This window comes from Streptomyces sp. NPDC056160 (genome assembly GCF_042268205.1).
Taxonomy (GTDB): Bacteria; Actinomycetota; Actinomycetes; order Streptomycetales; family Streptomycetaceae; genus Streptomyces.
In genome coordinates this window covers 21,544-46,155 of the sequence record NZ_JBHJUW010000061.1, presented here as the reverse complement: position 1 = coordinate 46,155, position 24,612 = coordinate 21,544, and the positions used below count along the sequence as shown (strand labels likewise).

The following is a 24,612-nucleotide window of genomic DNA, read 5'->3' as shown; positions in this document are numbered from 1 at the left end:
CGGCAGCGGTGCGAGGGCGCCCGCGGGGCCGGCCGGCCCGGCGGCGGCCCGCGTCAGCGCGGCCAGCCGCACCGAGGCGTGCTCCAGCGCCTCGCCCACCGGATAGCCGGTGGCGGGAGCGCCCAGGAGCACGGACAGGTCCCGGTGGAAGGCGCGCAGGAAGCTCCCGGCGGCGCGCAGGTTCCGCTCCAGCGGGCGCAGGTGGGCGCGCACGAGCGGTTCCGGCGCGGACCCGGCGGCCAGCCGCGGCCACAGGTTCTCCCGCAGCGGTACGTCGATGCCCCGGCCCGGCGCGTGGCGGTAGACGACGCCCAGCGGGTGCCGGGTGCCGGGTGCCGCGTACCGGATCGGTGTACGTGTAGTCACCGGCCCACTCGGGTGTGCGGCCGGTGCCGCTCAGCCGCCGCAGCAGCTCGGGTTCGCGGACGGTCTCGTCCAGGCGCCGGTAGGTCTTGTGGATGTGCGGGACGCCGCCGATCGCCACGAGCGACAGGGCGTTGGAGGACCAGTCCTGCTCGAACGGCAGCCGCCGCACCTCGCCGGCCGGGGCGCCCGGCGCCCGCCGGAACTCCAGGACCCCGCCGCGCGCGGTGCGCAGCGGTGCCCCGGCCAGCATCCGGCGGACGGCCGCGAGCCCGGCGGTGGCGCCCTCGTCCCCGCCCCCGTCTCCGACCCCGCCCCCGTCTCCGACCCTGTCCCCGTCTCCGACCCTGTCCCCGTCTCCGTCCCTGCCCTCGTCCCCGCCGGTCGGTCCCCCGGTCCACACCGGGACGAAGAACCGCTGCCCGGCTGCCTCACCGCCCACGGCGGCCACCACGAGCAGCACCTCCCGCGGGCCCAGCACCACGTGGTCGATCCGCTCGTAGCGGTCGGCGGCGCGGGCGTCCCGGGACATCCAGGGTGCCTCCCGCAGCAGCCGACCGAGCTGTTCGTCGCTCGGCACGTTCATGCTCAACTGACTCAACTCCCGGTCATTTCGTAGGCGTTGACACCGCGCCGCCAGACGGTCAGGGCGACGGCCAGCGCTGCGGCGCTCACCACGGGAAGCCACACCACCAGCCCCGTGGCGCCGGTCAGGAGGTAGACGCACGGCACGTAGGAGGTGAAGGCGAAGGGCAGCACCCAGGTCAGCAGGGCGCGCAGCGAGGAGTGGTAGATGTCCAGCGGGTAGGCCGCGAACTCCGACACCTGGCTCGCCGCGTACATCGACGGCAGACTGGTCACGGTCCAGAAGGACAGCGAGGCGAAGAGCAGCTTCACGGCGGTGTGGATGAGCGCCCCGCACAGCACGAGCAGCGGCGCCACCGCCCACTGCAACGGCGTCAGGTGCAGGCCCAGTTCGCTGCCCGTCCAGCCCACCAGTGCGGCGCCGACGATCAGTTCGCCCAGGCCGTCCGGGTGGAAGAAGCGTTCCGACAGCAGGGAGAACAGCGGGTTGACCGGGCGGATCAGGTAGCGGTAGAACTCGCCGCGCTGCACGAGCTTGCGGCCCAGCTCCCACAGCTGGTCGGTGAAGAGGTGGTCCAGGCCGCGCGGCAGCAGCGAGAAGCCGAGCAGGAACAGCACCTCGTGGTAGGTCCAGCCGCCGACCGCCGGGACCTGGCGGAAGACCAGGCCCACCACCGCCGTCTGGAGCCCGACCCGCACCAGGAAGGCACCCGCCCCGAGGGCGAAGTCCATCCGGTACGCGGTCAGCCGGTGCAGTCCGACACCGCCGAGGAAGAACGCGAGGCGCACATGGCGCCATACCGTCCGGGTCGTCATCCGCCGAGCACCTCCAGCCGGCTCAGCGAGGCCCGCCACAAGGCGGTGGTGAGCAGGGTCAGGGCGGCCACCCAGCCCAGTTGCCGGGCGAGGACGTCGGCCGCGCCCGCCCAGCCGTCGTAGCGGCCGAGCAGCAGGGTCAGCGGGCCGTCGACCATGCCCCGGAAGGGCAGCGCGGAGGCGAGCGCCGCGAGCGGGTGCGGCATGAGCGCGATCGGCACCAGCTGGCCGGCGAAGAAGGCCACCACGCTCTGCTTCACCATCCGCACCCCCCAGGTGTTGGTGGTGAGGAAGCCGGTCATCCCGGTCAGCAGGTTCACGAAGAAGGCGAGGAGGACCGACAGCGCGGCGGACACCAGGAACAGGAGCACGTCCACCGGCCGCGGCACGGTCAGCGGCACGACCAGGGCGAACAGGACGAGCACGGGCACCCCGACCAGCACGGCGTTGGCCGCGACCACCGGCAGGCAGGCGAAGAACCGCACCACCGGGTAGCTGACCGGCCGCACCAGCATGACCGCGACGTCGCCGCGGTACACCTCGGCGGCGACCTCGTCGTCCACCCGGTTGGCGTGCAGCACCTGGAGCACCTGCGCCATCAGCAGGTAGGTGGTGATGCCCTCGGCGGTGAAGCCGCCCGGACCGCCGCCGGGCGGGGCGTCCGCGTACACCGCCCGCCACAGGAAGACGGTGACGGCGGCGCCGGCCGCCGCGGTGAGCCCGGTCATGACGAACGTCGAGCGGTACTGGAGCAGGGACTGGAGGCCGCCGGTGGCGAAGGAGAGGTAGGGGCGGACACGCCCCAGCGCGCCCAGCGGACCCACCGAGCCCGGCGGGCCGGGGCGGCGGACCTCCTGCCCGGGTGCGGAGCCGCTCATGAGCCTGCCCCCGGGACGTCGGCCGCGACCGCCCCCGAAACGTCGGCCGCCCCCGCCCCCGAGGCGTCCGCCGCCCGCCGCCCGCCCCCGTAGATCTTGCGGAGCACGTCCTCCAGGTCCGGTTCGGGCGCGTAGCAGTCCGCCAGGTCGAACCGGTCCAGGAGGAAGCCCAGTACCTGCCGCGAGGTGAAGCGGTCCACCGGGTAGTCCACGCGGATCCGGCCGTCGCCGGCGGGCGCGGCCGTCACGCCCGGCAGCCCCCGCTCGATGTCCGCGCAGGCCGCCGCCGGAGCGGGGCCGCCCCGGTGGTCGAACAGGACCGACCGCCGGTCGGCGCCGCGCAGCAGGTCCCGGATGCTGCCCTGGTGCACCACACGCCCGCGGTCCACGACCAGCGCGCTGTCGCAGATCGCGGCGATGTCGGTGATGTCGTGGCTGGTCAGGACGACCGTGGTGCCCAGCTCCCGGTGGACGCGGTTGACCAGGAGCCGCACCGCGTCCTTGAGGACCATGTCCAGGCCGATGGTCGGCTCGTCCCAGAACACCACCGCCGGGTCGTGCAGCAGGCTCGCCGCGATCTCCGCACGCATCCGCTGCCCCAGGCTCAGCTGGCGCACGGGCGTGGTGCCGAGGGCGTCGATGTCCAGGAGTTCCCGGTACAGGGCGAGGTTGCGGCGGTACACCGCGTCGGGGATGTCGTAGATCCTGCGCAGGATGCGGAAGGAGTCCGGCACGGACAGGTCCCACCACAGCTGGCTGCGCTGCCCGAAGACGACGCCGATGCCGCGGGCGTTGAGCTGCCGGTGCCGGTAGGGCTCGATGCCGCCGACCAGGCAGCGCCCGCTGGTGGGCGTCATGATGCCTGTGAGCATCTTGATCGTGGTGGACTTGCCGGCCCCGTTGGCGCCGATGTACGCCGTCTTGGATCCGGCCGGGATGGTGAAGGACACGTCGTCGACCGCGCGGACGACGCGGTGTCTGCGGGTCAGCAGCGTGGACAGGCTGCCGGCCAGGCCGGACCTGCGTTCGGCGAGCCGGAACTCCTTGACGAGGTTCTCCGCGACGATCACGACAGCACCCGCTCCATGGCCTGTTCGAGCAGTCCCACGCCCTCGTCGAGCAGTGGCTCGTCGAGGTTGAACGGCGGTGCCAGGCGCAGGATGTGCCCGCCGAGGGCGACCCGCAGACCCAGGTCGAGGGCGGTCGCGTACACGGCGCGGGCCAGGTCGGGCGCGGGGGTGCGGCTCGCCCGGTCGGTGACGAACTCCAGGCCGTACAGCAGCCCGATGCCGCGCACGTCACCGAGGTTGTCGAACCGTGCGTGCAGCGCCGCCAGCCGCTCGCGCAGCCGGTCCCCGAGGACTCGTACCCGCTCGATCAGCCGGTCGCGTTCGACGACCTCCAGGGTGGCCCGGGCGGCGGCGATGCCCAGTGGGTTGCCCGCGTAGGTCGAGGCGTACGCCCCCGAGCCTGCCGCCGCCGGATCACGCAGCAGCTCCGAGCGCCCGGCCAGTACGGCGAACGGGAAGCCGCTGGCCATGCCCTTGGACAGGGTCACCAGGTCGGGTTCGACACCGAACTGCTCGCTGGCCAGGAACGTTCCGGTCCGGCCGCCACCGGTCAGCACCTCGTCGGCGACGAGCAGCACACCGTGGGAGCGGCACGCCTCCGCGATCTGCTCCCAGTAGCCCGGGGGCGGCACGATGACGCCGGCGGCGCCGAGCACCGGTTCGAAGACCAGCGCGGAGACGTTGGGTTTCTCGGCGATGTGCCGGCGCACCAGTGAGGCGCACCGCACCCCGCACGAGGGGTAGGTCAGTTCCAGCGGGCAGCGGTAGCAGTAGGCCGAGTACCCGAGCACGGAGTTCCCGGCGAACGCCTGGTTGCCGACGTCCCAGTGCACGAGCATCCGCGCGCCCATGGTCTTGCCGTGGAAGCCGCCGCGCAGCGCGCCGATCCGGTTGCGGCCGGGCGGCGCGGTCGCCTGCACCACGCGCAGCGCGGCCTCCACGACCTCGGCGCCGGTGGAGAACAGCGCATACGTGTTCAGGCGCTCGGGCAGCAGCCGAGCCAGCAGGTCGAGCAGCGCGGCCCGCTCGGGTGTCGCCGAGTCGTGCACGTTCCACAGCCGGCCCGCCTGCTCGGTGAGCGCCCGGACGACCTCGGGGTGCCCGTGGCCCAGTGACTGGGTCAGGGTGCCCGCCGCGAAATCCAGGTACTGGTTGCCGTCGAGATCGGTGAGGACCGGGCCGTGCCCCTCGGCGAACACCCGGCGCCCCACGGCCGCCTCCTCCGAGGCGCCCGGGGCCAGATGCCCGGCCTCCCGCTCCAGCCGTTCGAGCTGGTGCCGACCTGTCACTTGCTGCCCCCCACCTCATGTGTGCGAACCGCTCGCTGCGTTCCGCGCCGTCGGGCGATGCCGGCCGCGCCGTCGGGCGATGCCGGGGGCGAGTCAAACACCAAAGAACCACCGTCTGCAAGGACTTGCTGAAAATTTCAGAAGCGCCTTGCGCAGTTCCGCCCCCCTCTGCTTGAGTCGGGAACAGCTCAACCGGTGACACCGCGACCCGCGTTCGAGGAGAGATCCGTGAGACCACAGACCCAGCCCCCTGCGCGATACCGGTGGCCGGTGTGAAAGCCCTGGTCTTGGCGGGCGGTACCGGCAGCAGACTGCGGCCCTTCACCCACGCGCGCGCCAAGCAGCTCCTCCCCATTGCCAACAAACCGGTCCTCGTCTACGCCCTCCAGGCCATCGCCGAGGCGGGCATCGAGGAGGTGGGTGTCGTGGTCGGCGGCCATGCCGACGACATCCGCCAGGCCCTGGGCGACGGGGCCGCGTTCGGCGTGCACGTGACCTACCTGCACCAGCGCGAACCGCTCGGCCTCGCGCACGCGGTGCTGCTCGCCCGGGACTTCCTCGGCGCGGACGACTTCCTGCTGTACCTCGGCGACAACTACCTGGAGGACGGCGTCACCGGCTTCGTCCGCCGCGCCGAGGCCGGCCCCGACGCCGCACGGCTGCTGCTCACCCCGGTGTCCGACCCCAGCGCCTTCGGCGTCGCCGAGGTCGACGCCGCCGGGCTCGTACGGCGCCTGGAGGAGAAACCCGAGCACCCCGCCAGCGACCTCGCGCTCATCGGCGTCTACGCCTTCACTCCCGCCGTGCACGAGGCGGTGCGCGCCATCGCGCCCTCCGGCCGCGGCGAACTGGAGATCACCCACGCGGTGCAGTGGATGATCGACCGGGGCCTGCCCGTGCGCGCCGAGACGACGACCCGGCCCTGGCGCGACACCGGCAGCGTCGACGACATGCTGGAGGCCAACCGGCACGTCCTGGACCGGATCGAGGGGCGCGTCGACGGCAAGGTCGACCCGCACAGCGTGCTGGTGGGCCGGGTCCGTGTCGCCGAGGGCGCCGTCGTCAGGGGGTCGCGTATCGTCGGTCCCGTGGTGATCGGGGCGGGAGCCGTCGTCAGCAACTCCAGCGTCGGCCCCTACACGGCCATCGCCGAGGGCTGCCGCGTCGAGGACAGCGCGATCGGCTACTCCGTGCTCCTGCGGGGCGCGTGTGTGGAGGGCGCCACCCGGATCGAGCAGTCACTCATCGGCCGCGAGGCCGTCGTGGCCGCGGCGCCCCGTCTTCCCCAGGCCCACCGTCTCGTCATCGGCGACCACAGCAAGGTGCAGTTGTACTCATGACATCCCGTGTCCTCGTCACCGGCGGAGCCGGCTTCATCGGCTCCGCCTACGTCCGCGCGCTGCTCGGCCCGGCCGGCCCGCCCGGCGTCCAGGTGACCGTGCTCGACAAACTCACCTACGCGGGCAGCCTCACCCGCCTCGAACCGGTCCGGGGGGACGGCCGGCTCACCTTCGTCGAGGGCGACGTGTGCGACGCGGCGACGGTACGGCGGCTGGCCGCCGGGCACGACGACATCGTGCACTTCGCGGCGGAGTCCCACGTGGACCGCTCGATCGAGGACGGCTCCGGCTTCACCCGCACCAACGTCGTCGGCACCCAGACCCTCCTCGACGCGGCCCTGCGGCACGGCGTGCGCACCTTCGTACAGATCTCCACCGACGAGGTCTACGGCTCCCTGCCCGAGGGCGCCGCCCGCGAGGACGACCCGCTGCGGCCCAGCTCGCCGTACGCCGCCTCCAAGGCCGCGGCCGACCTCATCGCGCTCGCCCACCACCACACCCACGGCCTCGACGTCCGGGTGACGCGCTGCACCAACAACTTCGGCCCCTACCAGCACCCCGAGAAGGTCATCCCGCGTTTCGTGACGACGCTGCTGACCGGCGGGAACCTGCCGGTGTACGGCGACGGCGAGCAGGTGCGCGACTGGCTGCACGTGGACGACCACGTCCACGCGGTGGAACTGGTGCGCACGGGCGGCCGGCCCGGACGCGTCTACAACATCGGCGGCGGGACCTCACTGACCAACCTCGAACTCGCGCACCGCCTGCTGGACCGGTGCGGCGCGGGCCCCGACCGCATCGCGCACGTCGCCGACCGCCCGGGGCACGATCGCCGGTACGCCGTCGACGACGGCCGGATCGGCGCGGAACTCGGCTACCGGCCCCGCGTCGGCTTCGAGCCCGCACTGACCGCGACGGTGGACTGGTACCGCGCGCACCGGTCGTGGTGGGAGCCCTTGCTGACATCGCACTGAGCGGGAGCGGCGGAGAACAGGGGGAGAGGGGTTCCGGGGGAAACGGGGAGGTTCCGGGGGATGGGGGTGCGGGGTGCGGGGCGGGGGTACTCCGGCCGACCGGCCGGGCGCGTAGGGGCGGCCCGCTGGCTGACCGGCGGCCCAACCCCCCGGCCGGGGGCCGGAGTTCGACGAACGTAGCATCGTTGAAATTTTTGCGAAAGACCTTGCGGTGTTCTACGGGCGTCGATTGCCTGATGAACGGTCTTTTCCGTGGGAGGGGTTGACCCGCGGTAATGCGGCGCCGTACGTTCTCGGCCGCAATCTCTTGCAGCAAAAAACATCAGCGGCAAGAGACCACACGGCCTTCTCCGGCACGGCGCGTTGCCACTCGAGGCTGCTGCTCCGGTATCACCCCACTCACGAACTGGAGAAACCATGGCCAGAAAGACCGTGGCCGCTGCACTCGCCGCCCTGGCGGGAGCCGCTGTGGCCGTCACGGCACCCACCCCCGCGCAGGCCGCAGCGCCGGGCGGGAAGGACGTCACCGCGGTGATGTTCGAGTGGAACTTCGCCTCCGTCGCCAAGGCCTGCACGGACGAGCTGGGCCCCGACGGATACGGATACGTTCAGGTCTCCCCGCCGAACGAGCACATCCAGGGCAGTTCCTGGTGGACGGCGTACCAGCCGGTCAGCTACAAGATCGGCACCAAGCTCGGCGACCGCGCCGCGTTCAAGAGCATGGTCGACACCTGCCACGCCGCCGGCGTCAAGGTCGTCGCCGACACCGTGATCAACCACATGGCGAACGCCTCCGGCACCGGCACCGCCGGGTCGTCCTTCACCAAGTACAACTATCCGGGCACGTACTCACCCGCCGACATGGACGACTGCACCTCGCCCGTGACCAACTACGCGGACCGCTGGAACGTCCAGCACTGTGAGATGGGCGGCCTGCCCGACCTGGACACCGGCGAGGAGTACGTCCGCAAGACCATCGCCGGGTACATGAACGACCTGCTCTCCCTCGGCGTCGACGGCTTCCGGATCGACGCCGCCAAGCACATCCCCGAGGACGACCTCGCCAACATCAAGTCCCGGCTGAGCAATTCCGGCGTCTACTGGAAGCAGGAGACGATCGGCGCGGCCGGCGAGGCGGTCCAGCCGCCCGAGTACTACGGCACCGGCGACGTCCAGGAGTTCAACTACGCCTACGACCTCAAGCGGGTCTTCAACAACGAGAAACTCTCCGAGCTGAAGAACTTCGGTGAGGCCTGGGGCCTGGTCCGCTCCGACAAGGCCTCCGTGTTCGTCACCAACCACGACACCGAACGCAACGGCGGCACCCTCACCTACAAGGACGGCGCCAACTACACCCTCGCGCACGTCTTCATGCTGGCCTGGCCCTACGGCTCGCCCGACGTGCACTCCGGCTACGAGTTTAGCGACAAGGACGCGGGCGGCCCGAACAACGGCCAGGTCAACGCCTGTTACACCGACGGGTGGAAGTGCGAGCACGCCTGGCGCGAGATCGCGAGCATGGTCGGCTTCCGCAACACGGCCGCCGGAACCGCGGTGACGAACTGGTGGGACAACGGGGGCAACCAGATCGCCTTCGGCCGCGGCGACAAGGCGTACGTCGCCATCAACCACGAGGGCTCCGCGCTGACCCGCACCTTCCAGACCTCCCTGCCGGCCGGTGACTACTGCGACGTGCAGAGCGGCAAGGGTGTCACCGTGAACTCCTCCGGGCAGTTCACCGCCACCCTCGGCGCCGACACCGCGCTCGCCCTGCACGTGGGCGCCAAGACCTGCGGCGGCTCCAACGGCGGCAGCGGGGGCAGCGGCGACGGCGGCGGGAACACCGCCACCGGCGCATCCTTCCACGTCAGCGCCACCACCCAGTGGGGCGAGAACATCTACGTCACCGGCGACAACTCCGCGCTCGGCGGCTGGAACACCGCGAACGCACTGAAGCTGGATGCGTCGAGCTACCCCGTGTGGAAGCTCGACGTCTCCCTGCCCGCCGGAACGTCCTTCCAGTACAAGTACCTCCGCAAGGACGCGAGCGGCAACGTCACCTGGGAGAGCGGCGCCAACCGCACCGCCACCACCGGCACCACCGGCCTGCTCACCCTGAACGACACCTGGCGCGGCTGACCGCCGTACAGCGCGCGGCCGCCCACCCGGGCGGCTGACCGCCGTACCGCACGAGCCGCCCACAGGTCCCGGCACGGGCCGGTGCCCCCCGACGGGGGCCCGGCCCGTGTGCCCGCACCGAGAACCCGAGGAGAGACCTCACGTGGTCGGCACCGCCCGTCGTAACGCAACCGCCCTGGCCGTCGCCCTGGCCGCCGCGCTGCTGCCACCCCTGGCACCGCGCGCCTCTGCCGCGGACCCGCCCGAGCCCGCCCGCACGGCCGTACCCGCACCGGCGCACTCGGCCGTACCCGCGCCCTCGGACGCCAAGCTCGCCGCGCAGGCCTCCCGCCCGGCACCGAGCAGAGAGCAGTTCTACCTCCTGCTGCCCGACCGGTTCGCGAACGGCTCCCCGGCCAACGACCGCGGCGGCCTCACCGGCGACCGCCTGACCACCGGCTACGACCCCACCGACAAGGACTTCTTCCAGGGCGGTGACCTGCGCGGCGTCATCGACCACCTCGACTACATCAAGGGCCTGGGCACCACCGCCATCTGGCTGGCACCGGTCTTCCGCAACAAACCCGTCACCGTACGCGACGGCCACGCCACCGCGAACTACCACGGCTACGCCATCACCGACTTCAGCAGCGTCGACCCGCACTTCGGCACCGAGGCCGACCTCACCGAACTCATCGACAAGGCCCACCGCAAGGGCATGAAGGTCTTCTTCGACGTCATCACCAACCACACCGCCGACACCATCGACTACGCCGAACAGCAGTACGGCTACCGCAGCAAGGGCGCCTACCCCTACCTCGACACCACCGGCCGCCCCTTCGACGACACCCGGGGGATGCGGCCGACGGACGCGGCCGGCGCCCCCTACACCCCCCGCCCCTCCACCGACCCACGCGACCGCAAGGTCCCCGCCTGGCTGAACGACCCGGCGATGTACCACAACCGGGGCAACTCCACCTTCGCCGGGGAGAGCGCCCTCTACGGCGACTTCCAGGGCATGGACGACCTGTGGACCGAACGCCCCGAGGTCGTCCGGGGCATGGAGAAGATCTACGATAAGTGGGTCAGGGACTTCCGCGTGGACGGCTTCAGGGTCGACACCGCCAAGAACGTCGACATGGACTTCTGGACCCAGTGGGCCACCACGCTCGACCGGTACGCCGCACAGCACGGACGCAGGCACTTCTTCCTGTTCGCCGAGGCCTTCTCCGCCGACCCCGCCGTCACCGCCCCCTACGTCACCCAGGGCCGGCTCGACTCCACCCTCGACTTCCCCTTCCAGGCCGCCGCCCGCAACTTCGCCTCCCGCGGCGGCCCCGCCGACGACCTCGCCCACGTCTTCGCCCAGGACTACCGCTACGGCACCGACAAGACCGACGCCCACCGCGAGGTCACCTTCCTCGGCAGCCACGACATGGGACGCATCGGCACCTTCCTCGCCCAGGACAACCCCGGCGCCGGCGACGCGGAACTGCTGCGCCGTGACCGCCTCGCCCACGAGCTGATGTTCCTCTCCCGCGGCAACCCGGTGATCTACTCCGGCGACGAACAGGGCTTCACCGGCGCGGGCGGGGACGTCGACGCCCGCCAGACGATGTTCGCCTCCCGCGTCCCCGACTACCTCGACGACGACGAGATCGGCACCGACCGCACCGCCGCCTCGGACGCCTACGACACCACCCACCCCCTCTACCGGGCCATCGCCGCCCTCTCCGAACTGACCCGGCGCCACCCCGCCCTGCGCGACGGCGTCCAGAGCGAGCGGTACGCCCAGGGCTCCGTGTACGCCTTCACCCGCACCGGCGCCAACGAACAGCGCCCCTACCTCGTCGCGTTCAACAACGCCGCACAGGCGCGGACCGTCGACGTCCCGACCGGCACCGCGAACACGGCGTTCCGGGCGCTGTACGGCACCTCGGGCACCGTGCGCGGCGGCGCCGACGGCAAGGTCACCGTGACCGTACCGGCCTGGTCCTCCGTCGTGTTCGAGGCGGTGAAGCGGCTGCCCGCACCGGCGGCCCGGCCCGCCGTCACACTCCGCGCCCCGGCCGCCGGGGCCACCGGCACCGTGGAGATCACCGCGGACACGGGCGGCGGCGAACTCGACCGCGTCGTGTTCGCCGCCCGCACCGGCAGCGGCGCGTGGCACACCCTGGGCACCGCCGACCACGCCTCCTACACGATCACCCAGCACATCCCGGCCGACGTACCCGCCGGGACCCCCCTGCGTTACAAGGCGGTCGTCGTCGACCGCGCCGGACGCACCGCGAGCGCCGTCGCCGCGACCACCGCGGGCGCGGCCCCGCCGGCCGGGCGACCGACGGCGGCCCGCCACCGCGCCGTCGTCCACTACCACCGCGCCGACGGCGACTACACCGGCCTCGGGCTGCGCACGGCAGACGGCCGCACCGCGCAGTTCACCGGCCGCGACGCCTACGGCGCCTTCGCCTGGTTCGAACCCGCCGCGGGGGCCACGCGGATCGGCTTCACCGTGGCGAAGGACGGCACCGCCGACGGACCCGAGCGGACGCTGGACTTCGCCGCCGCGGCCGAGGTCTGGACCGCGCAGGGCAGCGCCGCCGTGGAGCAGACCCGGCCCACCGGCGCCTACCCGCCGCAGGACCGGGCGAAGGCGGTCATCCACTACCGTCGCGCGGACGGCGACTACACCGGCTGGGGCCTGCACGCCTGGACGGGCGCCGCGCACCCGCCGGAGTGGAACGATCCCATCCGGCCGGTCGGCCAGGACTCCTTCGGCCTCGTCTTCGAAATCCCGCTGACCGCCCACGCGGACTCGCTCAGCTACATCCTGCACAAGAAGGAGGAGAAGGACGTCCCCGTCGACGAGGCCCTCGACTTCTCCCTGTACGGGCACGAGGTGTGGCGGGTGGCCGGCGACCCGGCCTACCTGGCTCCCTCCCTCGCCGGCGCGTTCGGCCTGGACCTCAGCGCCTCCGCCGCGACCTGGCTCGACGACACCACCGTCGTGTGGAAGGGCACCGGCACGGGCGTCGCCAGCCGGCAGCTCGTGTACGCCCCGCAGGGCGGCATCACCGTCCAGGACGGCGCACTGTCCGACGAGGGCCACTGGCTGCGCCTGGTCCCCGCCGCCCTGACCGGGGCGCAATGGGCCGCCCACCCGCAGTACGCGGGCCAGCAGGCCTTCACCGTCGACCCGCGCGACCGCGACCGGGTCGCCGACGCACGGGCGAGCGCTCAGGTCATCGCCACTCAGCGGGCCGACGACGGCGCCCTGCTCGCCGCCACCACCGTCCGCCGCAGCCCCTGACCCGCTCACACTCCCGCCGGTTCCGCTCGCCCGGGCAGGGCGCGCGGGCCCCGGTCGGGTCGTCCGCGGCCGGGGCCACCCGGGCGGCGGTGACGTCCGTTTGCGGCGTCGGTCCGGTCACGCGGGCGGGCATCCGGCGTAGGACGCGGAGGTCGTGCGGCCCGCCCGGGTTGCCTGCGCGGGTACTCAGACCCGCTTGAGTACCCGCGCCCATGCGCCGGGCAGGACTCTCGGCGACGCTGTGGTGGAGTCCTGCGGTTCGCCCGGTCCCAGAGGAGACACCAGACATGCGGAACATCCGACGGGGAGCGGCACTGGCCGCGGTCGGGGCCATGGCCTTCGCCACGCTCACGGCGTGCTCGATGGAGGACGCGGTCTGCGGCGGCGGCGAGTACCCGGTCCAGGCGGTGGGCAGCACCGGCAGCGCCTGCACTGCGAAGGGGAAGGAGCCGCCGAAGGGCTACGTCCGCTATCCCGAGGGCAAGGTGCCCAAGACGGTCGGTGACAAGTGGGACGAGTACTGGAACACCCACGTGATCGACAAGAACGGCCACATCAGCGAGGCCAGGGACGGGCAGTAGCGGGGACGGGCAGTTGCCGGGTGGGGCGGTAACCGGGAGGGGGCGGTAACCGGGAGGGGGCGGCAGACCCGGCAGGCCAGGGCATTCGGGTCAGGTATTTCCGGGCAAGGTGACAGGTATTTCGAGGCGGGTCGGGAAGTATCCGAGTACCGGGTCGAAATGTATTCCCGGGCACGTCGAAAGGTGTTCACGGGCGGGCCGACAGGTGTGCGTGCCGCGAATACGGGCAGTTCCGGCGGCATGCGTAGACTGACGCAGGTTTCTCGCACGGGGGACGGTACATGTCCGCGCCGTTCGCTCAGCGCACACCACCCGGCGGATGCGGAAGAGTGGAGGCTGCCCGCTGATGAGGTCTGCGCGCCGGGGAGTCGTGTGGCCCGCCGCGTGCACCTGGCCCGCCGTGGCCGGACTGGTGGTCGCGGGATGCTGGTTCCTCGGGCGGCCCGGCGAGCCGTCGGCCGGTGCCGACCGGGTGGCCGTCGGCCGCGAGTGCCGTTCCTCGCTCCCGCGGGCCATGGAACTGTCCTGCGGTACGTACGGGTTCGGCGACTGCGCTACGTCTGCTCCGCCGGGGGCGGGGGCGGGGGCGGCGGGCGGTGCGCCCGGACGACGATGGTGACGGTGCGCAACTCGGGCAGGTCCCGCGTATACGTCACGTACATCGCGGGCCGCGGGCAGGGCGTCCGCGAGCAGGGCCCGCAACAGGTGGTCGAACCGGGCCATGAGGTGACGCTCCGGCCAGGAGAGGGACGGCTGCTGTTCGACATCACGCTGCGGGGCGCGGACGGGGGGCCGAGCAGCCTGGAGGTGGTCCGCGTGCGGTGACGGAGGCCTACCGACCCGCACCGCCCCGCATGGTCCGTCGCCCCCTCAGAGCGCCAAAGGAGTAGGCGACTTGTCCGCGTTCTCGTATGCTGCGGCGACGCCCTGGGTTCGAACCGCCGTGCGATTCGCGGCCCGGAGGCGCGGCTCGGCCGCCGACCGCGGCCGGGGACACCGCCACAGGCGTGCTCGCGCGCGCCGGGAACGACACGAGGTGGAACGATGCCGAGATCGTGGAACATACCGGGACCGCGGACCTGGGGGGTGGCCGCCGCTTCGGCCGTCCTGCTGCTCTGCACCGCACAGGCCTCACCCGCGGGAGCGGCCACGACCGCGCTCCCGCTCTGCCCGACGGTCTTCGGGCACGGCGGCTACCCCACGGGAGCCAACCCCTGGGACCGCGACCAGGTGCGGCAGCCGAACAACCCCAAGGGCCTGGCCCAGCAGAAGAGCTGGGGAGCGGGCGGCGTGGAGGCCGACCTCCAGCTCACCCGGGACGGTACCAAGGGCGTCATGTGGCACAACACCACGACCAACGGCCTGACGGGCACCCGCAAGGCCATCACGGAGCTGTGGTGGGCCACCGGAGCCGACCAGCTCAAGGGCCGGACGATCACTCGCGGACCGTACACCGGGGAGACCGTCTACACCTTCCGGGAATGGCTCGACAGCGCCAAGTCCAAGAACCTGACACCTCTGGTGGAACTCAAGGGCGAGGCCAAGCAGTCGCTGCTCAACAGCGACTCGGCCATCCGTGAGCGGGCGTGGGCCGAGGTGATCGCACCCATGTCGGAGCGCATCGCCTCGCAGAAGATCATGATCTACACGCACGACACCGAGCTGAAGCCCGAACTCGACAAGCGCATCGAAGCGGCCGGCCTCTCGGCCACGCTCACCGGGCACCCCAGCTGGATCGACGGGATCGGCTGGGAGGAGCCGCCGCCCGCGGCCTCCGGCAACTACGCCTCGTGGCAGGCGGCCTGGACACGGCTGGGCTCGACCACGGCCTCGGTGCCCGTCGCCACCTCGTGGACCAAGGACCTCACGACCTGGCTCCAGGGGAAGTGCGTCTGACGACCGTTCGGCCTGTGTCCGCTGCACGCTTCGCCCACCCGGAGGGAGCGAAGGGACCGGGCCCGTGAGTTGAGCGCGAGACACGGGACGAGGACGGGGGCCGGCCCGCGAACTCGCGGGCCGGCGCGGTCAGATCCGGGTGGCGAGCGGCACGGTGACCTGCTTCAGCCAGGCGCCGGAGGCGAAGTCGCGCGCCTTGACCACCACTCGGTCGCGGTACACCTCGACCTGGAGGCCCTGGTTGAACGCGCCGTCGACGGCGTTCTCGCCGCCCTGCCCGTTGTCGGTGAAACCGGTCTGCACGGCACCGGTGTTGATGACCGCGAAGCCGTCGAGGTTGGCCGTCCCGGGCACCACGCGGCGCACGTACCAGTCGGACAGGCCGAGGTCCCAGTGCGTGTGTCCGGAGAAGAGGAACACGTCGCGGTGGCGGCCGAGGAGGCCGAGCAGCCGGTCGGACTGGAGGTAGTCGCTCATGTAGAGCTTGTTGCGGGTGCCGGAAACGGTGTCGGGCAGCGGGTGGTGTGTGATCACCATGACGGGCCTGCGCCGGCGTGCCCAGTAGGCGAGGCGCTCCTCCAGCCACCGGAACTGCGCCTCGCTCAGCCACACTTCGTCCCACAGCTTCGGGTCGTGGTAGTGCATGTAGCGCTCGGTGCCGATCGTGAGGACCGGTATGCCGCCGAACGTCGTCTCCGCGTAGACCCGGCCGCGTTCGGCGAACCGGTAGAAGCTGCGGAACAGGGAGTCCTCGGTGGTGCCGTTGGGCCAGGTGGCCTGGGCCAGCGTGTCGGGATCGGCCCACTTCGGAACGTAGAACTCGTGGTTGCCGATGGCCCAGGCGATCTCGCGTGGATGCGGATTGCGCGCGAACACCTCGCGCACCTCGGCGTATTCGGCGTCGTAACCGCGCGGGGTGATGTCCCCGGCTACGGCCAGGCCGGAGCTGTGCGGGTTGGTGGCGCGCATGTCCTTCAGCGCGACGGCCAGGTCACCGAGGTCGCCCTGGATGTCACTGATGACGTCGAAGGTGGTCAGCGGCGCACCGCCGCGCCTCGGTGCGGCTTCGGCGGGGGCCTCGGCGAGCGTACCGAGCGCGACGGCACCGGCCGTCGCGGCGATGAGGGATCTGCGTTCCATGGAGGGGTCCTTTCTGGTCTGGACCCGTTACTCATATGCGACCAACGAGGCCACGGGATGAACGCCGGGCGACTTCGGCACCGCCCGCCCGGCGCTCACCGTCTGCGCCACCGGACGGGCTGCTCCCGGTGCCCTCGCCGAGTTGTCGGGCCGCCAAGGCGGCGACCCGGGTGGCCAGGTCTGACAGGGCGGGATCGTGGCGGGCGGCGGACCGGGCCAGGCGGGTCGTTCCGGCGCCACGCGCAGCCGTCCCGCGAACGCGGCACGGTCGGTCCCGGAGCGTGCGGTCCCGTAGGGATCCATGTCCATGCTGCTTCCCTTCGGTCGGCATCGGCATGACAACGAAACATTGACAACAAAGTGTTTGTCTCCCACGATGATCGCATGCCGTCAACCCCGCAGCAGCCCGCCGACGACGCCTTCACGCCCCCGAGCGCGCAGGAGGCGAGGACCCAACGTGTGTACGCCTCCCTGTTCCGCATCGCCGAACGCCATGCCGCCACGGACCAGCAGCGCCGCCGGCAGGCTCATCCCCGGATGCCCGGCCCGCACGAGGCGGTCAGGATCGTGTCGTTCCTGCTCAGCGGCGCGGCGTTGCCCGAGAGCGGGGAGCCCGAGGTCGACCGAGCGGACATCACCGCCGCGCTGACCCTCGTACCGCTCGCCCGCGCCGAGATGGACGAACTGGAGGCCGGGCTCCTCGGGATGGCCCGGGGGCGCGGTATGACCTGGCCGGAGATCGCCTTCGGCCTCGGCCTGGCCACCCCGCAGGCGGCCAGGCAGCGCTACGAGCGACTGGTCAGCCGTACCGCGACGGACGCCGAGTAGCGGTCCCGGTCCGGGCCCCGGCCCTGGCCTGGTCCCGGCCCTTGTCCGGGTCGCGGTACTGGTCCCGGCCCCGGTCCCGGTCCGGGTGGTTCGGTCCCGGGTTCGGTCGCGGTCAGTGCGTCCCTTCCGGGTGGGCAGGCGTGTTCGGCCTCCGGAAGGGATACGCGCAGGCGGCCGGAAGGGCCGCCACCACAAGCGCCCCGCTCGTCCACAGCGGACCGAGGTCCCCGGCCGCCGTACCGAGGGTGCCCGCGGCGATGAGTGGTCCGGCGGGGGCGCCGACGTTCAGGGCCGCCGTCGCGTACGCGCCGGCCATCGTCGGAGCCTGGGGAGCCTCGTAGAGGGCCCGTGTGATCAGCGTGCCGCCCAGCGCGAACGACAGCGCGCCCAGCAGGAACACGAGGACGAGGAGAGCGACCGGCTCGCCCGCCGACACGGCGAGGACCGGCCAGCCGACGGCCAGGGCCGGCCCGCCGACCGCCACGACGGCACCGGGCCGCCGGTCGGACAGCCGCCCGGCGACGGTGACCCCCACGAACGAGCCCGCCCCGAAGAGCACCAGCACCACGGGGACCCACAGCGCGCCCAGCCCGGCCGTACCGGTCACGACGGGGGCGAGGAAGGTGAAGCCCGCGAACGTCGCGGCGTTCACCACCGCGGCGAGCAGCAGCACCAGGAGCAGACGCGGACTGCGCAACTGGGCCAACTCCGAGGAGAGTTCAGGCCTCCCGCCTCCCGCGTGCGGCCCCGCCGGGCGCGCCGGCAGCCCCTTGAGGATGCCGAGGGCGGCGGGCAGGCAGAGGGCGGCGACAGCCCAGAAAGTGGCCCGCCAGCCGAGCAACGTGCCCAGCACCGAACCCCCGGGGACCCCGGCGACCGTGGCCACCGTCGTACCGGACAGCAGCACGGCCAGCGCCCGCCCCTTCCGGCCGGGCCCGACCAGCGTGCCCGCCGTCGTCACCGCCACGGCGAGGAACCCGGCGTTCGCGAACGCCGCGACGACCCGGGTGGCGCAAAGCACCGGAAAACTCGTCGTCGTGGCACCCACGGCATGGGCCGCCGAGAACACGAGGACGAACATGAGCAGCCCGGCCCGTCCCGAGCGGTTCCGGGCGAGGACGGCCATGAGCGGGGCGCCCACGACCATGCCGACCGCGAAGGCCGAGGTGAGCGCGCCGGCCGTGCCGACCGGCACATCGAGGTCGGAGGCGATGTCCGGCAGGAGCCCGGCGAGCATGAATTCGGAGGTGCCCATGGCGAAGACAGCCATGGCGAGCAGGTAGAGAGCGAGAGGCATCGAGTGACCCCGAGGTGAGGAGAGGAACGAGAGGACGTCGTCTCGTCACCGCGGTCAGCCCGCGGAGGGCACACCCTTCCGGCGCTCCAGGGGGCCCGGCGCTCCGGCGAATCGGCCTTCGGCGAACCGGCCGCCAGCGAACCGGCCTTCGGCGGTCCGGACTCCAGTGGTCCGGCCTTCGGCGGTCCGGTGCTCTGGCCCTGGCGGGGGCCGGTGGGCCGGTGGACCGGTGGTTCAGGGGTGCAGGGGGCTGACGGCGTGACCGAAAGCCCCCACCTCGGCTGACTCAGGGCTCGACATGGTCCGCACGTTAGCCGATCGGTGTCCGCCGCCGCACGCCGGTTTTCCGCCCCCGAGCGCGGGGCCGCCGACCGGACTCCCATGTGACCCACCTCACCGGCTGGCCCGGAGGTTCGCGCCGACCCGCCCGCAACCTCGGCCCCCGCCGCACGTCTGAAGCCCATGGAGGCCCGGACCACCCGGCCCTCTCGGCCCTGTCCCCCAGTGAAGGATCGTCATGTCCGCACGCCATGCCGCACCGCGCGGGCCCGCGTACGCCCCCGCGCCCACCACTGCGTTCGCGCCGTCCCCCGCACACTGCGCCACGGCGGGCGGCACGGACCGGCGGGGACAGGCATGAGGACGGCCGGGACCGCACACTTCGCGGGGACAGCGGGGACAGCGGGGACAGCGGGGACAGCGGGGGCCTCGGTGGGTATGGGCTTCATGGGACCCGGACCCGCGGGTTTCCCCGGGCTGCCGCCGTTCCCGCCCGCGGGCGCACTCCTGCGTGCCTGTGGCCGGTTGTTCCGGCGCGCGCCCGAGCGGTACGCGGCCACCCCCGCTCCCTTCTCCGCCCCCGCCGCCGACAACCACAGCACCAACACCCCTCACACCCCCGGCGCCCCCCGACGCGACCCTGACCAGGCAGTCGACATCCACCGGCTGTACCACCACCGCCGACTCGCGCTGGTGCGCCTGGCAGTCCTGCTGGTCGACGACCTGCCCACCGCCGAGGACGTGGTGCAGGACGCGTTCACGGCACTGCTGCGCCGTCACGGGCACACTCTGGAACGGCTGGACGACCCGGAGGCGTACCTGCGCACGAGCGTGGTCAACGCCGCCCGCTCCGTGCTCAGACGGCGCAGGACCGTCCGCCGTGCCGTCCTCCAACGGGAGCGTCCCGCCCCGCCGCCGGAGGAGTACGTCCTGCTCCGCGAGGAGCACCGCGAGGTGCTGCGCGCCCTCTCCGGGCTGACCCGGCGTCAGCGTGAGGTCCTGGTGCTGCGCTACTGGTCCCATCTCAGCGAGGCGCAGATCGCCGAGACCCTGGGCCTGTCCCGGGGAGCGGTCAAGTCCACCGCCAGTCGCGCCCTGGACGCGCTGAGCAGGAAGCTGGAGGGCCCCCGATGACCACCGCCCGGCACGACCATGTCGAGGAGCGCCTGCGGGCTGCCCTGGACGCCCGCGCCCGGCTCGTCGGGCCCGACCGGCTGCGGCCCTCGGCGCCTCCCGCCGCCCCGCCCGCCGCGCCGGCTGCCGCGTGGCGGCGGATCCGCCGCGGGGCCCCGGCCCTGCTCGCCCTCGCGGCGGTCGTGGCGGGCGTCGTGCTCTGGCTGGACAGCCGCCACCAGGACGCCCCCGCCCCACCCGCCAGGATGCCCGCGACGAGCCCCTCCGTGACCGGCCCGCCGACTCCGGCCCCGGCGCTCTCCGCAGTGCCCCTCTCCCCGCGCGCGGCGGTCCAGAGCCCCCGTTGATCAAGCAACGAACCCAAGAACCCCAGAACCCAGAACCCAAGAACCCCAGAACCCAGAACCCAGAACCAAGAGCCCAAGAGCCCAAGAGCCCAAGAGCCCAAGAGCCCAAGAGCCCAAGAGCCCAAGAACCCAAGAACCCAAGAACCCAAGAACCCAAGAACCCAAGAACCCAGGAAACCGAGGAATCGATGAAGAATCCCACCCGGCGCGCCGGGCGCGCCCGGCCGACGGCGCCGATCTGCGCCCTCGCCCTGTCCGCCCTGTCAGTCCTCTCCGTCTGCGCCCTCACCGCACCCGCCACCGCCGCACCGGCGACCAACGCCTCCGCGCCGCCCCCGGCCCGCCTCGCCGACGTACCCGCCACCGCCGTCGCCCACGCCCGCTACGACCTCGGCGACCAGGCCTTCACGCCCCCGGCCGCGCTCGGTTACGAGGGCCGCTCCGAACTCGCGGCCGACGTCTACTACCCGGCACGCCTGGGCACGGGCCGGCACCCCCTGGTTCTCATGCAGCACGGCTCCTGGGAGACCTGTGCCGACGCCGCCGCCGAGACCGAGCGCGCCGTCGCCGAGGCGGCCCGCGACCGTGCGGAGAAGGCGGGCGACGAGGCCGAGGCGGCCCGTCAGCAGGCGATCGTCGAACGGGCGTCGGCCCGGCTGTGGGCGTGGCCCTGCGCCCCGGGCACTGCCCAGATCCCCAGCAGCAGCGGGTACGACTACCTGGCGCGCGCCCTGGCCGGGCGGGGCTTCGTGGTCGTCTCGGTCGGCGCGAACGGCATCAACGCCACCGCCGGCGGACAGGCCGACACCGTCTACCGGGCCCGCGCCGCGCTCATCGACGAACATCTGCGGATGTGGCAGCGGCTGGCCCGCTCGGGCGACGGACCGTTGCGCGGCGCGCTCACCGACGGACGTACCGGAGCTCCGGTGAAGGCCGACTTCCGCGGCCGGGTCGACCTGGGCGACGTAGGCCTGCTCGGCCACTCCATGGGAGGCGGCGGAGTCATGCAGGAGATCGCCGACTCCTCCCGCGCCCAGTGGCCGGCCGGCGTCGGCATCAAGGCCGCCTTCGCCCTCGCTCCCACCGCCACCTGGGACAACGATCCCGTCACCAGCACGCCCTTCGCCGTCATGTGGGGCACCTGCGACCAGGTCAACACCGGTTCGTTCTTCGAGCAGAACCGCGCCGCCAACCGGGCGCCCATCTACAAGTACACGCTCACCGGCGGCAACCACGACTTCTACAACCGGCAGTGGTCTCCGAGCAGCGGTCAGGTGGCGTCCCGGGACGACGCCGTGCCCGGGGTCCGGCCGGGCACCTGCCGGTCCCAGTACGAGGGCCAGGGCCCGCAGGACCAGCGGGACCAGTCGCGCCTGACGGAACGTGAGCAGCGGCTGATCACCGCGGACCGGGTGACGGCCTTCTTCGAGCGCTTCCTGCGGGGCCGGACCGACCGGCAGCCCTACCTCACCGGCACACGGCCGTTCTCCGGTGAGCCGGCCGACGTCGTCACCTCGGCCTACGACGCCGGAGACTGAGACCGAACGGCTCAGCCACCGTCCGCACCCTCGGCACCCTCCGCACTCTCGGCGCCTTCGGCACGCTGCTCGCCCTGGTCACCCTCGTCGGGCACCCAGCGCAGTACGTCGCCGGGCTGGCAGCCGAGGGTGCGGCAGATCGCGTCGAGCGTCGTGAACCGTACGGCCTTCGCGCGGCCGTTCTTCAGGACGGCGATGTTGGCGGGCGTGATGCCGACCGCGGCGGCGAACTCGCGGTCCACTGCGTCGGCCGCAACCGAGGTGCTTCTCAGTTGCTTCCGGGTTGCTGCCGGGTTGCTTCCAAGTCGCATCCGAGTCGCTTCGGGGTCGCCCCGGGGGGCCGTTTCCGAATCGATCCGGATCGTTCCCGAATCATCCGTTCCATGTACGGAGTTGTCCGAGCTGGGCCTGGTGGACCGGGCTTGACGGTCGGTCACTACGATCGGGGTCAAGACAACAGTTCGGCCGGTGCGCGACGGTATGGGCACCGGCCGGGGTCGCCGATGCCAGGGTCCGCTCCCCGGGCTGCGGTGATCTTCCTACCCAGGAGGACCTCCCGCATGTTCCGACGCATTGGGAACATGGTCGTCCGACATCCTGTCTGGACGATCGTGGCGTGGCTGATAGCGGCGGTGGCCATCGTCGCCACCGCCCCGAGCCTGCCCTCTAACAGTGACGAGAGCAGTTTCCTGCCCAAGAGTTACGAGTCCATCAAAGCGGCGGACCTCCAGGAGAAGGCGTTCCCCAGCGCCTTCACCCCGTCCGCCATCGCGCTGTACCGGCGTACCGACGGCGGCGCGCTGACCGCCGACGACAAGCAGGACGTCGCCCGGATCACCTCCGAACTGGGCAAGAAGCACATCGACCAGGTACAGAAGGTCGTCCCCGGCCCGCCGTCCAAGGACGGCAAGTACGCCATGACGCTGGTCCAGATGGACAGCAAGAAGGCCGGCCAGCCCGAACAGAGCGACGCGGCGAAGGTGCTGCGGGCGGACGTCAAGGAACTGGCCAAGGGTACACACCTGGACGCCAAGCTGGGTGGTTCGGCCGCACAGGCGCTCGACCAGGAGGACTCCTCCAAACGCGGTCAGGCGTTGATCGGCATCGGCACCTTCGCGATCATCCTGGTGACATTGCTGATCATCTTCCGGGCGCCGATCCTGGCCGTACTGCCCCTGGTCCTGATCGGTCTGGTCTCCGCCATCGCCAACGGTCTGATCGCCTACGCCACCAAGCTGTTCGGCCTCCAGGCCAACAGCTCGATCTCGTCGATCCTGATCGTCGTGCTCTTCGGCGTGGGCACGGACTACTTCCTGTTCCTGATGTTCCGCTACCGAGAACGCCTGCGCGCAGGCGACGAACCCAAACAGGCCATGATCAACGCGGTGGACCGGGTCGGCGAGGCCATCGCCTCGGCCGCCGGGGCGGTCATCATCGCCTTCCTCGCCCTGGCGCTGTCCACCCTGGGCTTCCTCAAGCAGATGGGCCCGGCGCTGGCCATCGCGGTCGGCGTCACCCTGATCGCGGGTCTGACCCTGATACCGGCGGTGGTCTCGCTCATCGGCCCGAAGGTCTTCTGGCCGTCCAAGTCGTGGCAGCACGAGCCGGACAACGCCCGCTTCGCGGCGCTCGGCCGCGGCGTCCGGCGCCGGCCGGCCCTGACCGCCGCCGTCTCGGGCCTCGTCCTCGTCGCGCTCTCCCTCGGCACCCTCGGCTTCAAGGCCACCTTCGACCTGGCCTCGGGCTCCATGCCCAAGACCAAGGAGTCCATGGTCGTCCAGGACGACATGCAGAAGGCGTACTCGGCGGGCGCCGCCGCCCCCACCGACGTCTACCTCTCCAGCACCGCGGGCAAGGCGCTGGACAAGGCCGCCTTCGGCGCCTACGCGAAGAAGCTCGCAGCGGTGGACGGCGTCGCCGACGCCCGTCTGAGCCAGGTCAGCAAGGACGGCGCCACCGCGGACTTCACCGTCACCCTCAAGTACGAGGCCTCCACGGAGCAGGCCCTCGACGCCGTGGGCGAGGTGCGCGACGTCGCGCACTCCGACGCCCCGGACGGCACCGAGGCGGTCGTCGGCGGCATGTCCTCGATCTTCAAGGACATCAACACGGCGGTGAACCACGACTACCGGACGGTCTTCCCCGTCGCCGCCGTCCTGATCATGGTCATCCTCGGCCTGCTGCTGCGCAGCCTGGTCGCTCCCTGGTACCTGATGGCCTCGGTGGGGCTCGGCTTCGGTGCCACCCTCGGGGCCACCGTCTGGATCTTCCAGGACGGCCAGGGGAAGCCGGGACTGATGTTCATGCTCCCGGTGATCATGTACCTCTTCGTGGTCGCCATCGGGACCGACTACAACATCCTCATGATCGCGCGGCTCCGCGAGGAGGCCCGCGAGGGCCGGGAACCGCGTGAGGCGGCCGGCATGGCGGTGCGGCACGCCGGGCCGACCGTGGCGGCGGCGGGCTTCATCCTGGCGGCGACCTTCGCCACCATGATGCTCGCCGGCAACTCGCTGCTCACGGAGATGGGTTTCGCGGTCTCCTTCGGCATCGTGGTCGCCGCCTTCGTCATGGCGATGTTCTTCACTCCGAGCCTCACCGCGCTGATCGGCCACGCGGCGTGGTGGCCGGGCCACGGGGACCGGGCGAGGGAGACGGCGACCGGAACCGATTCCGGGGCGGTCGCCTCCGGGTCGGCCGCTGCCGCTGGTTCGGTCGCTTCCGGGTCGGGCACGGACTCCGGTCTGAACTCCGGTTCCGGTTCCGGTTCCGGTTCTGGTTTCGGTCAGGAGCGGCCCGCGGAGGACTCGCCGGGCCGCCGCGGCTGAC

18 protein-coding genes and 2 pseudogenes are annotated in these 24,612 nt (G+C 72.2%); 12 read left to right on the top strand and 8 right to left on the bottom strand.

Going from position 1 to position 24,612, the window contains the following annotated elements; all coding sequences use genetic code 11:
- The 5 genes and pseudogenes from ACFC02_RS22895 to ACFC02_RS22875 all read right to left on the bottom strand — a co-directional run.
- Positions 1-366 (bottom strand): annotated as a pseudogene (locus ACFC02_RS22895) (hypothetical protein); the annotation flags it as partial.
- Between the two features lie 594 nt (positions 367-960).
- Positions 961-1,764 (bottom strand): ABC transporter permease, encoded by an 804-nt coding sequence (locus ACFC02_RS22890; protein WP_376360247.1) that lies wholly within the window; start codon positions 1,762-1,764, stop codon positions 961-963.
- Entirely contained in the window at positions 1,761-2,642 is an 882-nt protein-coding gene (locus ACFC02_RS22885; RefSeq protein WP_376360244.1) for an ABC transporter permease, read from the bottom strand. The genes ACFC02_RS22890 and ACFC02_RS22885 overlap by 4 nt, the downstream gene beginning before the upstream one ends.
- Entirely contained in the window at positions 2,639-3,712 is a 1,074-nt protein-coding gene (locus tag ACFC02_RS22880; RefSeq protein ID WP_376360241.1) for an ATP-binding cassette domain-containing protein, read from the bottom strand. Before ACFC02_RS22880 ends, ACFC02_RS22885 begins: the two co-directional genes overlap by 4 nt.
- Positions 3,709-5,001, bottom strand: coding sequence for an aspartate aminotransferase family protein (locus ACFC02_RS22875; RefSeq protein ID WP_376360238.1), 1,293 nt, complete (start codon positions 4,999-5,001; stop codon positions 3,709-3,711). The genes ACFC02_RS22880 and ACFC02_RS22875 overlap by 4 nt, the downstream gene beginning before the upstream one ends.
- Before the next feature lie 272 nt (positions 5,002-5,273).
- Between ACFC02_RS22875 and ACFC02_RS22870 the strand changes: the two genes are divergently transcribed.
- The 7 genes and pseudogenes from ACFC02_RS22870 (at position 5,274) to ACFC02_RS22840 (ending at position 15,220) form a co-directional block, all read left to right on the top strand.
- Complete coding sequence (locus tag ACFC02_RS22870) at positions 5,274-6,341, top strand: glucose-1-phosphate thymidylyltransferase (protein WP_376360235.1); 1,068 nt, start codon at positions 5,274-5,276, stop codon at positions 6,339-6,341.
- Positions 6,338-7,315, top strand: coding sequence for a dTDP-glucose 4,6-dehydratase (gene rfbB, locus ACFC02_RS22865; protein ID WP_376360232.1), 978 nt, complete (start codon positions 6,338-6,340; stop codon positions 7,313-7,315). The genes ACFC02_RS22870 and rfbB overlap by 4 nt, the downstream gene beginning before the upstream one ends.
- Positions 7,316-7,732: 417 nt before the next feature.
- The gene (locus tag ACFC02_RS22860; RefSeq protein WP_376360229.1) at positions 7,733-9,454 is read left to right on the top strand and encodes a carbohydrate-binding module family 20 domain-containing protein; all 1,722 of its coding nucleotides are present in this window, start codon (positions 7,733-7,735) and stop codon (positions 9,452-9,454) included.
- 175 nt (positions 9,455-9,629) lie between these two features.
- Positions 9,630-12,731 (top strand): annotated as a pseudogene (locus ACFC02_RS22855) (alpha-amylase family glycosyl hydrolase); the annotation flags it as partial.
- 299 nt (positions 12,732-13,030) lie between these two features.
- Positions 13,031-13,324, top strand: coding sequence for an SCO0607 family lipoprotein (locus ACFC02_RS22850; RefSeq protein WP_376360226.1), 294 nt, complete (start codon positions 13,031-13,033; stop codon positions 13,322-13,324).
- Between the two features lie 621 nt (positions 13,325-13,945).
- Complete coding sequence (locus tag ACFC02_RS22845; RefSeq protein ID WP_376360223.1) at positions 13,946-14,149, top strand: hypothetical protein; 204 nt, start codon at positions 13,946-13,948, stop codon at positions 14,147-14,149.
- Between the two features lie 261 nt (positions 14,150-14,410).
- Positions 14,411-15,220: a hypothetical protein gene (locus tag ACFC02_RS22840; protein ID WP_376360220.1), complete on the top strand. Its 810-nt coding sequence runs from the start codon at positions 14,411-14,413 to the stop codon at positions 15,218-15,220.
- A 129-nt stretch (positions 15,221-15,349) separates the two neighbouring features.
- Here the strand turns inward: ACFC02_RS22840 and ACFC02_RS22835 are convergent, their stop codons facing one another.
- Entirely contained in the window at positions 15,350-16,360 is a 1,011-nt protein-coding gene (locus ACFC02_RS22835) for a metallophosphoesterase family protein (RefSeq protein ID WP_376360217.1), read from the bottom strand.
- 384 nt (positions 16,361-16,744) lie between these two features.
- On the opposite strand from ACFC02_RS22835, the gene ACFC02_RS22830 reads away from it, so the two are divergent.
- The gene (locus ACFC02_RS22830) at positions 16,745-17,188 is read left to right on the top strand and encodes a DNA-binding protein (RefSeq protein WP_376360214.1); all 444 of its coding nucleotides are present in this window, start codon (positions 16,745-16,747) and stop codon (positions 17,186-17,188) included.
- A gap of 112 nt (positions 17,189-17,300) precedes the next feature.
- Here the strand turns inward: ACFC02_RS22830 and ACFC02_RS22825 are convergent, their stop codons facing one another.
- Positions 17,301-18,485, bottom strand: a complete 1,185-nt coding sequence (locus ACFC02_RS22825; protein WP_376360211.1) for a Cmx/CmrA family chloramphenicol efflux MFS transporter — start codon at positions 18,483-18,485, stop codon at positions 17,301-17,303.
- A 726-nt stretch (positions 18,486-19,211) separates the two neighbouring features.
- Here ACFC02_RS22825 and ACFC02_RS22820 point away from each other — a divergent pair.
- The 3 genes from ACFC02_RS22820 (at position 19,212) to ACFC02_RS22810 (ending at position 21,783) form a co-directional block, all read left to right on the top strand.
- Positions 19,212-19,898 carry an RNA polymerase sigma factor gene (locus ACFC02_RS22820; protein WP_376360208.1) on the top strand — a complete coding sequence of 229 codons (687 nt, stop codon included), beginning with the start codon at positions 19,212-19,214 and terminating at the stop codon, positions 19,896-19,898.
- Positions 19,895-20,245, top strand: a complete 351-nt coding sequence (locus tag ACFC02_RS22815) for a hypothetical protein (protein ID WP_376360205.1) — start codon at positions 19,895-19,897, stop codon at positions 20,243-20,245. Before ACFC02_RS22820 ends, ACFC02_RS22815 begins: the two co-directional genes overlap by 4 nt.
- Before the next feature lie 188 nt (positions 20,246-20,433).
- Positions 20,434-21,783 carry an alpha/beta hydrolase gene (locus ACFC02_RS22810; RefSeq protein ID WP_376360202.1) on the top strand — a complete coding sequence of 450 codons (1,350 nt, stop codon included), beginning with the start codon at positions 20,434-20,436 and terminating at the stop codon, positions 21,781-21,783.
- 11 nt (positions 21,784-21,794) lie between these two features.
- Here the strand turns inward: ACFC02_RS22810 and ACFC02_RS22805 are convergent, their stop codons facing one another.
- On the bottom strand, positions 21,795-22,055 hold the full coding sequence (locus tag ACFC02_RS22805; RefSeq protein ID WP_376360259.1) for a helix-turn-helix domain-containing protein: 261 nt from the start codon (positions 22,053-22,055) through the stop codon (positions 21,795-21,797).
- Between the two features lie 288 nt (positions 22,056-22,343).
- On the opposite strand from ACFC02_RS22805, the gene ACFC02_RS22800 reads away from it, so the two are divergent.
- A complete protein-coding gene (locus ACFC02_RS22800) occupies positions 22,344-24,611 on the top strand; it encodes an MMPL family transporter (RefSeq protein WP_376360199.1) in 2,268 nt (755 codons plus the stop codon).
- The last annotated feature ends 1 nt before the right edge of the window (position 24,612 follow it).

Excerpts from the sequence above, each read along its gene's own strand:
- ACFC02_RS22850 (WP_376360226.1), top strand. The coding sequence starts at position 13,031 with ATGCGGAACATCCGACGGGGAGCGGCACTGGCCGCGGTCGGGGCCATG.
- ACFC02_RS22835 (WP_376360217.1), bottom strand. The coding sequence starts at position 16,360 with ATGGAACGCAGATCCCTCATCGCCGCGACGGCCGGTGCCGTCGCGCTC.
- ACFC02_RS22830 (WP_376360214.1), top strand. The coding sequence starts at position 16,745 with ATGCCGTCAACCCCGCAGCAGCCCGCCGACGACGCCTTCACGCCCCCG.
- ACFC02_RS22860 (WP_376360229.1), top strand. The coding sequence starts at position 7,733 with ATGGCCAGAAAGACCGTGGCCGCTGCACTCGCCGCCCTGGCGGGAGCC.
- ACFC02_RS22885 (WP_376360244.1), bottom strand. The coding sequence starts at position 2,642 with ATGAGCGGCTCCGCACCCGGGCAGGAGGTCCGCCGCCCCGGCCCGCCG.
- ACFC02_RS22800 (WP_376360199.1), top strand. The coding sequence starts at position 22,344 with ATGTTCCGACGCATTGGGAACATGGTCGTCCGACATCCTGTCTGGACG.
- ACFC02_RS22815 (WP_376360205.1), top strand. The coding sequence starts at position 19,895 with ATGACCACCGCCCGGCACGACCATGTCGAGGAGCGCCTGCGGGCTGCC.
- ACFC02_RS22825 (WP_376360211.1), bottom strand. The coding sequence starts at position 18,485 with ATGCCTCTCGCTCTCTACCTGCTCGCCATGGCTGTCTTCGCCATGGGC.
- ACFC02_RS22810 (WP_376360202.1), top strand. The coding sequence starts at position 20,434 with ATGAAGAATCCCACCCGGCGCGCCGGGCGCGCCCGGCCGACGGCGCCG.
- rfbB (WP_376360232.1), top strand. The coding sequence starts at position 6,338 with ATGACATCCCGTGTCCTCGTCACCGGCGGAGCCGGCTTCATCGGCTCC.
- ACFC02_RS22890 (WP_376360247.1), bottom strand. The coding sequence starts at position 1,764 with ATGACGACCCGGACGGTATGGCGCCATGTGCGCCTCGCGTTCTTCCTC.
- ACFC02_RS22820 (WP_376360208.1), top strand. The coding sequence starts at position 19,212 with ATGGGACCCGGACCCGCGGGTTTCCCCGGGCTGCCGCCGTTCCCGCCC.